The following is a 13,888-nucleotide window of genomic DNA, read 5'->3' as shown; positions in this document are numbered from 1 at the left end:
TGACCAGCGGACTTTTCTACTCCGCCACCGCCAGCGCCATGGGCGACGATGATGCCAAAACGCCGGACTGCCCGAAAGGCCAGGTGTACGACAGCAAAACCAAAACCTGTACCGTGGAAAAGAGCAGCATGTTAAGCGACAGCGACAAGACGCAATATGCTTACCATCTGGCAAAATCAGGCCGGTATCAGGAGGCGTTAAACCTGCTGGATACCCTGCAGCAGCCCAACACGCGTGAAGCCTGGAACTACCGGGGCTACGCCACAAGAAAATTGGGGCGCACCGACGAAGGAATCGGCTATTATCAGCGCTCCATCGCCCTGGATCCGCACTATGCCAAAGTGCGCGAATATCTTGGCGAAGCGTGGATGATTAAGGGCCGCCCTGACCTGGCGAAAGCCCAGTTAGCGACCATTAAAACGCTCTGCGGAACCGGCTGCGAGGAGTATCGCGATTTAAAAGCCGCCATTGACGGGCACCCGGAGTCCTAAGGCTGAGGGCATAAAAATCACCGTCAACGAAGTTCGTTTACAGCTGGCCCAGCACCTTGCCCGCCTCTGGCGTTACGGCATGGTGCTGTCCCGCAATCGTGATGTGGCTGAAGATTTGGTTCAGTCCACCTGCGTGCGCGCTTTAGAGCGCTGCAGTCAGTTTCAGTCCGGGACGCGGATAGACCGCTGGCTGTTTGCGATTTTGTACTCTATCTGGATCAACGAAATTCGCGCCCTGCGCGTTCGCCAGGGCCAGGGCTTTGTCGACAGCGACGAACTGAGCCAGCTGGCAGACAGCGAAAATACCGAAGACAAGCACCAGTATCACGCGCTGCTGCAGCAGGTTAGCGAGCTACCTGAAGCCCAGCGCAATACCGTGTTTTTAGTGTATGTCGAGGGCTTTACCTATCAGGAAGCAGCCGACACGCTGGCCATTCCCATTGGCACCGTGATGAGCCGCCTGGCCGCCGCGCGCCTGACGCTGGCCAGGCACCTGATGCCGACGATGAAGAAGGAGCTCCAATGACGCGTCAATCCTTCTCCGCTCCGTGGAGCGATGAGGCTATCGTGGCCTGGCTGGACGGCGAAATGCGCGAGGATGAACGCCACGTCTTTGAGCAGCAGTTGAATAACGTCGCCGATCTGGCCGCGCGCGTTGAGCCGCTCATGCAAAGCCATCTGCCGCTGGAACAGGCTTTTGCCCCACTTTTGGAAGAAGCGCCAGTCGATAGAATGCAGGCCAAACTCAACGTGCTGCTGCATCAGCCGGTGAACATGAAGCCGCAAACACAAGGCGTTAGCCGCCGCAGCCTGATCGCCGCCTCCCTCAGCTTCCTCGCCGTCGGCGTGCTGGCCGGGCGCTTTATTCGTCCCGGCGAGCAAAAACTTAGCGGCGAGCCAGAAATTCGCGACCTGATTGCGCAGTACATGTCGCTTTACAGCGCCGAAACGCTGGCGGACATCAACGTCACGCCTCAGGCGCTGCAAAACGGCCTGAACCGCATGCAGCAGGATATCGGCCTCAGGCTGCAGCAAGGTGAAGTTGAGCTGCCGGAAGCCGAGCTAAAAAGCGTCAGGATGCTGCGCTACGACAGCACCTCCATCGCGCAGATGGCCTACCTGCACGCCAGCTACGGGCCGATGGCGCTGTGTATTTCCCGCAGCAAGGCAGCCGACAGCCCTACGCTGAAGCACGAAGTCCGCCGCGGCCTTAACCTGGTCTGGTGGCGCAGTAAGGGGTATGAATATGTGCTGATAGGCCGCAACCCGCAGCAGGATTTACAGCAAAGCGGCGAGCTGCTGCAGCGGCAGTTCGCGTGAAATAAGCCCGGGTTAACGCCCAGGCTCGTTCAGCGGCCAGGACTCGAACAAATATCCGTCGAAGTTAATATCATCGACGTCGGACAGTTCCAGCAGCCGGTTTTTGACGTTTTCCAGGTGCTGCCACATCGCGTGTTTGGCCGCTTTGGCGTCTTTCTTGATCAGCGCCGCAAGGATTTGTTTATGGTCGGCGAGCCACTCTTGCCGATAGTGGTTGTTCTCCAGATGACTGTGCAGCTGGATCCACATCGGGTTGTTTTCACGCCACTGCCAGGACTGCTTAAACAACTCCACCAGCATGCTGTTGTGGGTGGCCTCGGCCACGGCAAGATGGAACTGCCTGTCGCCGCTTTCGTTATCCCCGGCAGCCAGTTCCTGCTCTTCTACCTGCAAGGCCTGACGCATTTTGAGAATATCTTCCCGTGTGGCCTGCTGGGCGGCAAACTCCGCGATATTGCTTTCCAGTAGCTGACGCGCCTGCAATAGCTCAAACGGCCCGGCATCGTTGCACTGGCTCGTGCTAACGGGAGGGTTAACAAGTTTATCCGGCATGGCAACCACAAAAATACCCGCCCCACGGCGGACTTCCACCAGCCCTTCAATCTCCAGCATGATCAGCGCTTCACGCACCACGGTCCGGCTCACCGACAGCAGCGCCGCGATTTCACGCTCGGGCGGAAGACGATCCCCCAGGGCGTATTGCTGTCGCGCAATCATGTCGCGCAGCATCACGCCCACTTCCTGATAAGGCCGCTGCGGCTGCGCGGCAGGTTTGTCCTGGATTTGCGGTTTCATCTTTACTCACGGCAGGTAGGGAATGAGCCGGACTATAGCATAACTGGTTGACCCATTCCCTGGCCCAGTGAGGGCTATTTACCAAAGAACGCGCGCTGGATGGCCATCTCAACGCCACGCACTTCGGCCAACCCTTTCAGGCGGCCAATCGCCGAATAGCCTGGATTCACCTTTTTATTCAGGTCATCCAGCATTTGATGGCCGTGATCCGGGCGCATCGGAATCAGTTCACTTTGCCCTGCTTCTTTCCGGCGCTGCTCCTCTTCCACAATGGCTTTCACCACTTCATACATATCCACGTCACCATAAAGGTGTGCGGCCTCGTGGAAGGTTTTAGGGTTTTCTTCCCGCAGCGTTGAGCGCAGGTGCGTGAAGTAGATACGAGGCCCAAAGCGTTTAATCATGCCGACCAGGTCGTTATCGGCCCGCACGCCGTAAGAGCCGGTACACATCGTGAAGCCATTCGCCGGACTGTTCACCGCCTCCACCATCCACTGCATATCCTCCACAGTTGAAACAATGCGCGGCAGGCCAAGGATGGGACGCGGAGGATCGTCCGGGTGAACCGCCATTTTGATGCCAACCTGCTCCGCAACCGGGATAATTGCCTCAAGGAAGTAGGCAAAGTTTTCGCGAAGTTTCGCTTTATCGATATCCTGGTAGGTGTCCAGTTGGGCGCGGAACTGGTCGAGCGTGTAGCCTTCTTCTGCGCCAGGAAGGCCAGCGATGATGTTGCGAGTCAGCCGCGCTTTTTCATCCTCGCGCATTTCCGCGAAGCGTCGGTTTGCCTGTTCGATTTCTTCCGCGCTGTAGTCAGCTTCAGCCCCTTTGCGCTTCAGAATATGCAGCTCAAACGCGGCGAATTCGATTTGGTCAAAGCGCAGCGCTTTGGAACCGTCCGGCAGCGGGTATTCGAGATCGGTGCGCGTCCAGTCCAGCACCGGCATGAAGTTGTAGCACACGGTGTAGATACCGCATTCCGCCAGGTTACGCAGACTTTGGCAGTAATTGCCGATCCACAAATCGTACTGCCCGCGATGGGTTTTGATCTCTTCGTGGATAGGCACGCTTTCCACCACCGACCAGACCAGCCCGGCGGCCTCCACCACGGCTTTGCGTTTCAGTATTTCTTCGACCGGCCACACTTCACCGTTCGGAATGTGGTGCAGCGCGGTGACGATCCCTGTCGCCCCCGCCTGCCGGGCGTCGGCCAGACTGACCGGATCGTTTGGACCATACCAGCGCCAGGTTTGCTTCATAATATCCCCTCACAACTCAAATTGGTTGACCAGTACACACTGATGATTAAGCACCTCTTTTGGTGCATAAGATAACGTATAAGTTCGGCCAATTCGGCAAGCGTGTCAATCAGGAAGGGATAATTGGTTAACCAAAATCACAATTTAACACACAACATTAGGCAGGAGAGGGCAAAAGATATCAGACATCTACAAACTGCGGGCACAAAAAAACCCGCCGTAGCGGGTTTCTTCACTTCTGAAACGTCAGGCTGGATTACAGCGCAACAACGTTAGCAGCAGCTGGGCCTTTAGCGCCGTTCTCGATAGAGAACTCAACTTTCTGGCCTTCGTCGAGGGTTTTGAAGCTGTCGCTCTGGATTGCAGAGAAGTGTACGAATACATCTTTGCTGCCATCGGTAGGAGAGATGAAGCCGAAACCTTTCTCAGCGTTGAACCATTTTACTAACCCAGTCATTTTGTTAGACATAGATATTACCTTTTCAGTTTCTTGAGCCACTAAACGCGGCGAACATGGTCTGTTCAGCAGAGTTGGACTTATTCGGGCACTTAGGAGGAGACTCGAGAAGAAGGGATATCTAAGATAGCGCTTGAACTGAGGACTGCTTTACTAAAACTGCTTTCATAAGGTCTGTGTTCCAAACCGGGTGCTAATCTCTCACGTCCGCCGTCATTTAGCAAGTACAGCAGGGAAATAAAAAAAATTCTCATTTAAGGGGGACATGAAACTGTTGGCTGTTCACACAAGTTATCTATAAAGAGAGCGGCTTAAGTTCCGTTCACCCGTATCTCTTTTTACCCTACAGGTACAGAGACAGTGAACGTGTCAGGGGGCACTACGCCATGCCCCCTGACAACCCCCGGCGCCCGGCGAGCTCATCGCCGCTGAAGCGGTAAACCCACCGGCTATCACCGGGGGCGCTGAGAGCCGGGAACAAGGGCGTGGCTGTAAGACTTGCAGCAACGTTAACGTCCCGTGTGGCTGCGGGTATAAAGCGAGGCACGGTTCCGGCTTAAATCGCCTCCGTTTTCTCTCCGACTGGCCAGGGTCCGGACGTCGGGAACGGCCGGAGGCTGAGAGCGTCGGGAACGCATCTCAGGCGACCCAGGACTGGGAGATAAAACGGAGGTCTGCCGCTTCAGCGGTCGATTTATTTGGCCGGGAGTCCGGGTTCTTAGGGGAGTGACGGTGACTCCCCTGAGACGTTCACCTATGCCGGGTTACATATAAAACAGGGCTGGAAGTGAACGGAACCTTAGCCGACTCTACATAATCGTAAAGATTTTGACTAAGAGGCGACACTCTGCCGCCAGAGTCCTCCCTTTACTCCGCCACCTTCACAATCAGCTTGCCGAAGTTCTTCCCGGCCAGCAGCCCCTGGAACGCCTCCACGGTGTTTTCCAGCCCGTCCACGATATCCTCGCGGAACTCAATCTCTCCGGCGGCGATCCACTCGCTCATCTGTTTGTAGAATTCCGGGTAACGATGACCGTAATCCTGGCTGATGATAAACCCTTCCACGCGCATACGTTTTTTCAGGATAGTCGCCATTAGCTCCGGCAGACGATCGTGCTCAAAGGCGCTGTTGTTGCCGTTGTACTGGCTGATCATGCCACAAACCGGGATACGCGCTTTGGTATTCAGCAGCGGGAAGACGGCGTCAAACACCGCCCCGCCGACGTTTTCAAAGTAGACGTCGATGCCGTTCGGGCAGGCTTTGGCGAGCTGTTCAGCGAAATCACTGACACGGTGATCGAGGCACTCATCAAACTTCAGCGTGTCCTTCACATAGCGGCACTTATCTTCCCCGCCGGCAATGCCGATAACTCTCGCCCCGCGAAGGCGAGCCGTTTGCCCTACAACCGAACCCACCGCGCCGCTGGCTGCCGCAACCACCACGGTTTCACCCGGCTGCGGGTTACCGATGTCCGTCAGCCCCATATAGCCGGTAAAGCCCGGCATGCCAAGCAGTCCCAGCGCCCAGGAAGGATGAGACATGTTTTTCTCCAGCTTCTGCAGGCCTTCCCCGTTGGAAAGTGAATAATCCTGCCAGCCAGAGTCGGCCAGAACCAGGTCGCCCGGCTGGTAATCAGGATGCTGAGAGCTTTCCACGCGGCTGACGGTTCCCCCCACAATAACTTCACCGATGGCAATCGGCGCCGAGTAGGATTTGGCGTCGCTCATGCGCCCGCGCATATACGGATCGAGGGAGAGGAAAAGCGTGCGTAGCAGCACTTCACCTTTTCCCGGCGTCGGAACAGCCACTTCTTCCAGATGGATATCTTCGCGGGTCGGCATCCCCTGCGGGCGCTTCGCCAGCACAAAGCGACGGTTTTTCTCTGCGGTCTGAGCCATGAGGTACTCCTTTTATTATCAAGAGTGAAAACCTCAGACTAGACAAAAACGGGTCTCATTAGCATGAAATTCGTGCTGCGTTGCCTTCACACCGCAATTTCCGCTAAAACAGCGCTGACGGCCAGCAGATCCGCGCTCCCGCCGGGACTGAGGTTGCGGGCAATAAGATCGGCATCCATTTGCCGAAGATCGTCCTCGTGCCAGCCTTGCTGAATCAGGCGCGCAGCGTAACGCTGCACATAGCGCAGTCCGTTTAGCCCGCCGCGCGACACAAGATTGGTGTCTGGATTAGCAGCCATAAGACGCAACATCGCCGCAAGCAGGCGGCGCTTCGGGCAGCTTTCCGCCTGCCAGTAAGGCAGCACATGCTGGCGCACAGTAAGGAATCCGCTTTCCGCCTCGCCGCGTGCGCCGGTCAGGCCAAACTGCTGATAAAGCCTTTCGCCAACGGAAGAAGCCTTCCGGGCCGCGACCAGTTCTCTTTCCACAATCCCGCTGCAGATCTCGCTCACGGTGGAACACACCGCCGATGCAGTTAGCGCTTTGCCCTGCCCCTGCAGACGGCCAGCGGCGGTAGAAAGCAGCCCCAGCGAAAACACGCCACCTTTGTGCGTATTCACGCCCTGAGTGGCCTGATACATCGCCTGTTCGCAGGCGATGCCCGCCGGACGGATGAGCCGCAGCATCTCACTGGCACCTCGCCCGGCATGTTCACGTCCTAAAGCGTGGAACGTGCTGAACCAGGGGCCAATGGCCGCAATGCTGCCGAGAAACATTGGCAGATCCATGTCCCGGTGCGAGCCGTTGTTGGCGGCATCCACCAGCCCCGGCTTTGGCGTTAGCCACACCTCGTCCAGCAGCGCCTGCCGCGCCAGGGCTGGCACATCCGGGGCGGCGGCAGTATTTGATTTAATCCCTGGCAAACCAGCCATCTATCAGCCTCTCGACGCGCGCGGTCACTTCATCCATGGGGTGGCGGCGGGAGCGTGCACAGGCATGCGCGGGCTCGTTGCACACCAGGCAGCGCCGGCCCGCCAAATCCAGCGAAGTCCGCCCGACCGGGCCATTGTCGGGGCAAATCACATCCGCATCCCACAGCCTGCCGAGCGGATGGGTTTGCTCCAGCCCGACAGTTGCCGCCTTAAGTTCGCTGGCCGAATGCGCCACGCTCCACATCGCTTCGGCCCCGGTCGGCAGCCACAGTACCTGCCGCTCGAGCACCGGCCAGCGGTTGCCCCACAGCAGCTGGTCGCAGGCCTGCAGCGCTACCGCCATGCAGTTGCGGTAGCGAATGCTGTCCTTTACCTGGCCGGGCGTCACCAGCGTCAGGGAAAGCACCGGCTGCCGGTACTTAACCAGCCACTCTTGCTGCCGGTGCGCCCGCCGCTCTTTCGCCTCAAGCAGGGCTGCAAGGGTAACGCCTTCCGCTTCCACAAGCGTTTCACTCATTGGGCTGACTCCTCTTTGACCTGACGCACCACGTCGATCACGCTGCCGTCGCGGTAGCGGATCACGCCGACGATGCGCGGCGTAAATTCGATCGGCTTCGGCTCGCCGGTCAGGGAAATAGCGCGCTGGTAAAGATCTTCTATGCTCACGATCTTCATCCCCGCACCCTCAAGCCGTTCACGGATCTCCGGCCGGGCCGGATTAACCGCCACGCCGTGATCCGTCACCAGCACATCAATGCTTTCACCTGGCGTAACGCGCGTGGTCACCCTTTTAACAACGGTAGGAATGCGCGTGCGAAGCAGCGGAGCAACCACGATAGTCAGGTTTGCCGCGCTCGCCACGTCGCAGTGTCCGCCGGATGCGCCGCGCATAACGCCGTCAGATCCGGTGATCACATTGACGTTAAAGTCGATATCGATCTCCAGCGCGCTGAGGATCACCACATCAAGCTGATCGCAGCTCGTGGCCTTCGCTCCGGGATTGGCATAAACGTTGGTGGAGATCTCAACGTGGTTCGGGTTACGCGCCAGAGAGGCGGCGGCCTGGCCGTCAAAACACTGGGTGTCGAGCAGTTTTTCGATCAGCCCTTTCTCATGGAGATCCACCAGGCTGCCGGTGATCCCCCCGAGGGCAAAGCGAGCGACGACGCCATTACGCTCCATTTTTTCTTCCATAAAGCGCGTGCAGGCGGTGGCCGCCGCGCCGGAGCCGGTCTGCATGGAGAAGCCGGGGCGGAAGTAGCCCGAATGTTCAATCACTTCCGCTGCGGTGCGGGCAATCATCAGCTCGCGGGGATTGCTGGTGACACGTGCTGCCCCGACGCTGATTTTGGCCGGATCGCCCACGGTGTCGACCTGAACGATGTAGTCCACCTCATCCTGCATCAGGCTCGCGGGCATATTGGGGAACGGCACCAGCTCTTCGGTTAACAGCACGACTTTGCGGGCAAAATGGGCGTCTACTTTGGCGTAGCCCAGCGAGCCGCAGCAGGATTTACCGTGGGTGCCGTTGGCATTGCCGTATTCGTCGCTGCACGGCACGCCGAGAAACGCCACGTCGATTTTTAGCTCGCCGTCCTGCAGCAGCTTCACGCGCCCGCCGTGGGAGTGGATTTGTACCGGCTCGGCCATCAGGCCATGAGAGATCGCTTCCGCCAGCTTGCCGCGCATCCCGGAGGTGTAAATGCGGGTGATCACACCGTTACGAATGGGCTCAATCAGCGCTTCGTTGCAGGTCATCAGCGAACTTGAGGCCAGCGTCAGATCTTTAAATCCAAGGCGAGCCAGCGTGGCAACCACGTGATTAATCACCCGATCGCCTTCCCGGAAAGCATGGTGGAAGGAGATGGTCATGCCGTCCTTCAGCCCGCTTTGGGCAATCGCCTGCTCCAGCGTGTCGCAAAGCTTACGGGTTTTCTTCGCTTCGGCATCCGCCAGCCACGGCGTGGTTTGATGCGCCCCGTCGAAGCTTCGCAGATGGGCCAGATGCGGATACTCAAGGTGTAAAAGTTCGGTCATATTGCTCATTGTTTTGTCCTTAACGGCGCACGCCGGAAGCCGCGGCGCGCTCAAGCACCACCTGCGCATGGTTAATGATTGGCGCGTCGATCATCTTGCCGTTGAGCGACACTACGCCCAGGCCGTTGCGCTCCCCTTCGTCGGCGGCGGCAATCACCCGGCGGGCATAATCGACTTCGTCCTGAGTTGGCGCGTAGGCGTTATGCAGCAGCTCAATCTGCCGGGGGTTGATCAGCGATTTACCGTTGAAGCCCATTTTGCGGATTAGCTCGACTTCCCGCAGGAACCCGGCCTCGTTATTCACGTCAGACCAAACCACGTCGAACGCGTCAATCCCGGCGGCGCGCGCGGCATGCAGCACCGCGCAGCGGGCATAGAACAGCTCCGTGCCGTCGCCACGCTCGGTTTGCATATCCATCACGTAATCAAACGCCGCCAGCGCAATACCAATCAGACGAGGGGAAGAACGTGCGATGGCGACGGCGTTGATCACGCCGACGGCGGATTCAATCGCCGCCATCAGTTTGGTGGAGCCTGGCTCTCGGCCACACTCACGCTCAATGCGCTCGAGGTGAGATTCCAGCAGGAAGATATCTTCCGGCGTGTCGGTTTTTGGCAGGCGCACCACGTCCACTCCGGCGCGCACGACGGCCTCGAGATCGGCCAGGCCAAACGGAGTGTTAAGCGGGTTAATACGAACCACGGTTTCGATGTCGCGGTACATCGGGTGCTGCAGCGCGTGAAACACCAGCACGCGGGCGGTGTCTTTCTCACGCAGCGCCACGGCGTCTTCCAGGTCGAACATGATCGAATCCGGGCGGTAAATAAAAGCGGTGGAGAGCATGGCGGCGTTAGCGCCGGGGAGGAACAACATGCTGCGACGGAGTTTTTTCATTGTAGTTTTCCCCAGTCAATCTGTTCGGCATCGGCGGCACGGAGCACCGCGCTTTGCAAACGGGCGCGGATCACGCAGTCCAGTGCCCCCTTGTCTTCCAGAATAAAAATCCCCTCTTTCACGCCGAGCTGAGCGAGCGTCTGCTCCGCCACACGACGAATTTGCTCCCCGAACTGCTTTTGTACTTCGCTGTGTATCATCAGGCTGAACTCACCTTCGGCGGGGGCGACTCTCACCAGCAGATCGCTGGACTCCAGCGTCCCGGCTAAGGCTTGCTTTACGATTCTCATAAGGCTTTGTCCTGGTTAAAAAATTCAGGCCACATCCCGCGCGTAGTGCCGCTGGAGATGGCTAAAGGTACTGTCCGGGACAATGTCCCGGATGCGGGCCATTTGCTGGCTCTTGAGTAAGGCTCGCACTTCAGAGGCGGAAATCTCTCGTCCGGCGGCATGGCATTTTCGCGGCAGCTCGATCACCTGAATCGACGCCGCGCTGTGGTGGCGGTGCACTTCCAGCCAGTAGCGCATGGCCTGGTTGTATTCCCGGGTCACCGCGCAGAACGGTTCGTTGCCGACAAAGCGGTGCGTCACGCCCAGCGCCGGGGCAACGTAGTCACGGAAAATCATCAGGTCCATTGCGCTCCAGGTTTTGTCGATAAGCCCGCTCTCTTTCAGGAAATAGCCCGGAAAGGTGGCGCGGGAGATCAGGTAGTCGGACCCCGGATGCACAACCACGTTAGGCAAGTGGGCCACTCCCTGGCGAACCATCTCCCACCGCTCCTCGAACGGAAAAAATGAAGCGTCCTCGCGTACCACAAACAGATGCAGCCAGTCGCAGCGCTGCGCCGCCTGCTCGGCCAGATAGCGGTGGCCGAGAGTGAACGGGTTAGCGTTCATCACAATGGCGCCGATCCGGTTGCCCGGTTGCCGCAGTTTCTCCAACCCGGCGCAGTAGCGGCTGATGCCGACGGGCGTGTTTTCCATCAGCACCGCCGCCTCATCCACCTGCACCAGCGGCCAGAAGCCGCTCTGGCGAAACCGGTCGAGGTTGTAGGGGCGGGTGAACAGGAACAAATGCGCCTGCCCGCGCTCCATCGCGATATGCTGGATTTCCCCCAGTAAACGCACGCTAAGGTTATCCCCACGCCAGGCTTCATCCACCGCCACACATTTGATGGTGCGCCACGCCAGCCCGGCACAGCCGACGATTTTTGCCCCTGAAAGGGCGACGACGAACAGCTGAATGTCGCCGTCCAGCCCGAGCTGGTTCCGCCCCAGCAGATCCCGAATGGCGGCCAGCGCCTGCGGCTGCCGCAGCGGATCGACGGTACTGAACTCGATGGGGTTGGGCTGGAACATAGCGTTAGTGCGCCACCGCCCCGGAAGCCAGAGGCTCGCGGGCCGCAACGATCACGTTGCTGAGATGGCCAATGCGCTCAATTTCAACTTCAATGCGGTCGCCCGGCTGCATGAACAGCGGCGGCGTGCGCTTTTTGCCGACGCCACCGGGAGAACCGGTGATGATCACGTCCCCCGCGCTGAGCGAGGTAAAAGTCGAGATGTATTCGATAAGCTCGGCAACCTTGTGGATCATGCTGCTGGTGTTGTCTTCCTGCACCATGCGCCCGTTCAGCCAGGTGCGGATCGCCAGATCGTGCGGATCGCGAATTTCATCCGACGTGGTCATCCACGGGCCAAAAGCCCCGGTCTGCGGCCAGTTTTTCCCGGCGGTAAACCAGGTGTGCTGCCAGTCGCGCGCCGACCCGTCCATATAGCAGCTGTAGCCCGCGACGTGGTTCAGGGCATCCGCCGCAGAAATATTCACCCCACCTTTGCCGATGATCACCGCCAGCTCGCCTTCATAGTCGAACTCGCTGGAGTGATGCGGTTTCACCACCGGGGAGTCATGCCCGGTCTGGGAGTCTGCAAAGCGCACAAACAGGGTTGGAGCCGGATTGTGCTGGTCGAACTCTTTGCGCTTGTCAGCGTAGTTCATGCCGACGCAGAGAATTTTCTCCGGGCGTTCGATGACCGGCAGCCAGCGAACGTCTGACGCCGCCACATCGGCCTTCAGCCCGGCAAACGCCAGCGCTTCATGCACCGCGTCTGCCGCCAGCAAAGCCTTTAAATCCGCAAAACGCGAGCCTAAACGGCGGCCCAGGTCAACGATGCCTTCCGGCGTTACCACGCCGTAGCTCCGCTGGCCCTGAAGTACATAACTTGCGAGTTTCATAACAGTTCCTGGTTAATCAAAAGTCAGACAAGAAAGTTGCCAAGCACCAGCAGCGCCACCGAGACGTTGATCGCCCCGCCAATGCGGGTTGCAATCTGGGCGAACGGCATCAGCGACATGCGGTTACCGGCGGTCAGAATGGCGACGTCGCCGGTCCCGCCCTGCCCGCTCTGGCAACAGGACACAATGGCCACGTCGATGGGATGCATACCGATTTTTTTACCGACGAAGAAACCGGTCGCCACCAGCGCGCTGACGGTACTGACGATGACCAGCAGGTTGGTAATAGTGAAAGCGTCAACCAGCTCATTCCAAGGCGTAATGGCGACGCCCACGGCAAACAGAATTGGATAGGTCACGGCGGTCTGGAAGAATTTATAAACCACCTGCGAGCCCGCCAGCATGCGTGGGGAAACGCCGTGGCAAAGTTTGATCAGCACCGCGACAAACAGCATCCCGACCGGAGCCGGCAGGCCAATCAGTTTGTGCAGCAGCATACCCACCATGTAGAGCAGCACCGCCAGCAGCGCGCCGGAAGCGATAGTGGTCACATCTGCTTTGCCGTTGAACAGGGCGGCGGTTTGCTCTTTTTCACCGCCGTTGGTTTTACCCGGCATCAGTTCACCTTCGCCGGTCAGGTGCGGGAAGCGTTTTCCCAGCTGATTCAGGCAGCCGGAGATAACGATCGCCGTCAGGCTGCCCAGCATCACGATAGGCAGAATGCGGCCCAGCGCCACGCCCTGATCCATATGCAGCAGCGTGGCGTAGCCGATGGAAAGCGGGATCGCCCCTTCCCCAACGCCCCCGGCCATGATCGGCAGGATCAGGAAGAAGAAGATCTGGAACGGCTCAAGGCCCAGCGCCAGACCAACGCCCATGCCAACAATCATGCCCACGACTTCGCCACACAGCATCGGGAAGAAAATACGCAGGAAGCCCTGAATTAACGTGGTGCGGTTCATGCTCATGATGCTGCCGACGATGATGCAGCAGATGTAGAGGTAAAGGATGTTGGTGGATTTATAGAATTTGGTGGTGGACTCCACCACCACGTCCGGCAGCAGGCCGTAGTACACCAGCGCGGAAGGGATGAAGGTGGCGCAGATGGCGGCGGCACCCATTTTGCCGATCACCGGCAGGCGTTTACCAAATTCGCCGCAGGCAAAGCCGAAGAAGGCCAGCGTCGCCACCATCACCACGATATCGCTCGGCAGTTTACCGCCGAGGCAGTCGATGGCGATCAGCGCCCCTGCCAGCACAAACAGCGGCAGCGGGATAATCCCCACTTTCCAACTGTCGAGAATATGCCACCAGCGCTCTTTGAGCGTCGGCTTATTAATATCAATGGATTCAGGAATGATGTTGTAGGAATCATCGGTCGTGCTCATATCAAGCCCCTTTTTTTAATTTGTCGGGGCAGACTAAAAGATTAAATACCCCTGTAATGTGAGGGGTAGCAGATTAAAACCGTTAATTTAAAGGCATCTATGGCGTTAATGGTTTTTATTTCTTCGTGGTTTTTATGGTTTTTATTCCCGGCTTAGACAAACCTTAAGAGAGTGCAAAAAAAT

15 protein-coding genes are annotated in these 13,888 nt (G+C 58.3%); 3 read left to right on the top strand and 12 right to left on the bottom strand.

What is annotated here, in order from left to right; genetic code table 11:
• Positions 1 to 38 precede the first annotated feature (38 nt).
• From AAIE02_RS16980 to AAIE02_RS16970, 3 genes are read left to right on the top strand one after another with little or no spacing between them, the layout of a single operon-like run.
• Positions 39 to 491 (top strand): tetratricopeptide repeat protein, encoded by a 453-nt coding sequence (locus AAIE02_RS16980; RefSeq protein WP_442892452.1) that lies wholly within the window; start codon positions 39 to 41, stop codon positions 489 to 491.
• The gene (locus AAIE02_RS16975; RefSeq protein ID WP_008460002.1) at positions 469 to 1,017 is read left to right on the top strand and encodes an RNA polymerase sigma factor; all 549 of its coding nucleotides are present in this window, start codon (positions 469 to 471) and stop codon (positions 1,015 to 1,017) included. The genes AAIE02_RS16980 and AAIE02_RS16975 overlap by 23 nt, the downstream gene beginning before the upstream one ends.
• Entirely contained in the window at positions 1,014 to 1,811 is a 798-nt protein-coding gene (locus AAIE02_RS16970; protein WP_498532928.1) for an anti-sigma factor family protein, read from the top strand. The genes AAIE02_RS16975 and AAIE02_RS16970 overlap by 4 nt, the downstream gene beginning before the upstream one ends.
• Positions 1,812 to 1,823: 12 nt before the next feature.
• Here AAIE02_RS16970 and uxuR read toward each other — a convergent pair whose 3' ends face one another.
• The 12 genes from uxuR to AAIE02_RS16910 form a co-directional block, all read right to left on the bottom strand.
• The gene (uxuR, locus tag AAIE02_RS16965) at positions 1,824 to 2,606 is read right to left on the bottom strand and encodes a Uxu operon transcriptional regulator (protein WP_166993406.1); all 783 of its coding nucleotides are present in this window, start codon (positions 2,604 to 2,606) and stop codon (positions 1,824 to 1,826) included.
• Between the two features lie 74 nt (positions 2,607 to 2,680).
• Positions 2,681 to 3,865 (bottom strand): mannonate dehydratase, encoded by a 1,185-nt coding sequence (uxuA, locus tag AAIE02_RS16960; protein ID WP_336983902.1) that lies wholly within the window; start codon positions 3,863 to 3,865, stop codon positions 2,681 to 2,683.
• 256 nt (positions 3,866 to 4,121) lie between these two features.
• The gene (cspE, locus tag AAIE02_RS16955) at positions 4,122 to 4,334 is read right to left on the bottom strand and encodes a transcription antiterminator/RNA stability regulator CspE (RefSeq protein ID WP_008459989.1); all 213 of its coding nucleotides are present in this window, start codon (positions 4,332 to 4,334) and stop codon (positions 4,122 to 4,124) included.
• 855 nt (positions 4,335 to 5,189) lie between these two features.
• Positions 5,190 to 6,221 (bottom strand): NADPH-dependent curcumin/dihydrocurcumin reductase, encoded by a 1,032-nt coding sequence (gene curA / locus AAIE02_RS16950; RefSeq protein ID WP_498532927.1) that lies wholly within the window; start codon positions 6,219 to 6,221, stop codon positions 5,190 to 5,192.
• An 86-nt stretch (positions 6,222 to 6,307) separates the two neighbouring features.
• Complete coding sequence (gene citG / locus AAIE02_RS16945; RefSeq protein WP_498532926.1) at positions 6,308 to 7,153, bottom strand: triphosphoribosyl-dephospho-CoA synthase CitG; 846 nt, start codon at positions 7,151 to 7,153, stop codon at positions 6,308 to 6,310.
• A complete protein-coding gene (citX, locus tag AAIE02_RS16940; protein ID WP_008460526.1) occupies positions 7,131 to 7,670 on the bottom strand; it encodes a citrate lyase holo-[acyl-carrier protein] synthase in 540 nt (179 codons plus the stop codon). Before citX ends, citG begins: the two co-directional genes overlap by 23 nt.
• Positions 7,667 to 9,199 (bottom strand): citrate lyase subunit alpha, encoded by a 1,533-nt coding sequence (gene citF, locus AAIE02_RS16935; protein WP_498532925.1) that lies wholly within the window; start codon positions 9,197 to 9,199, stop codon positions 7,667 to 7,669. Before citF ends, citX begins: the two co-directional genes overlap by 4 nt.
• 10 nt (positions 9,200 to 9,209) lie before the next feature.
• Entirely contained in the window at positions 9,210 to 10,085 is an 876-nt protein-coding gene (gene citE / locus AAIE02_RS16930) for a citrate (pro-3S)-lyase subunit beta (protein ID WP_008460523.1), read from the bottom strand.
• Positions 10,082 to 10,375 carry a citrate lyase acyl carrier protein gene (citD, locus tag AAIE02_RS16925; protein ID WP_008460521.1) on the bottom strand — a complete coding sequence of 98 codons (294 nt, stop codon included), beginning with the start codon at positions 10,373 to 10,375 and terminating at the stop codon, positions 10,082 to 10,084. Before citD ends, citE begins: the two co-directional genes overlap by 4 nt.
• Before the next feature lie 24 nt (positions 10,376 to 10,399).
• Positions 10,400 to 11,443: a [citrate (pro-3S)-lyase] ligase gene (gene citC / locus AAIE02_RS16920; protein WP_336983899.1), complete on the bottom strand. Its 1,044-nt coding sequence runs from the start codon at positions 11,441 to 11,443 to the stop codon at positions 10,400 to 10,402.
• Positions 11,444 to 11,447: 4 nt separating this feature from the next.
• Complete coding sequence (locus AAIE02_RS16915; protein ID WP_008460517.1) at positions 11,448 to 12,317, bottom strand: fumarylacetoacetate hydrolase family protein; 870 nt, start codon at positions 12,315 to 12,317, stop codon at positions 11,448 to 11,450.
• Between the two features lie 23 nt (positions 12,318 to 12,340).
• Positions 12,341 to 13,705: a 2-hydroxycarboxylate transporter family protein gene (locus tag AAIE02_RS16910; RefSeq protein WP_008460515.1), complete on the bottom strand. Its 1,365-nt coding sequence runs from the start codon at positions 13,703 to 13,705 to the stop codon at positions 12,341 to 12,343.
• Positions 13,706 to 13,888 lie beyond the last annotated feature (183 nt).

This window comes from Cedecea sp. Ae19-4, from assembly GCF_059801165.1.
The sequence above is the reverse complement of the archived record's forward strand: the minus strand, read 5'-3'. Positions and strand labels throughout refer to the sequence as shown.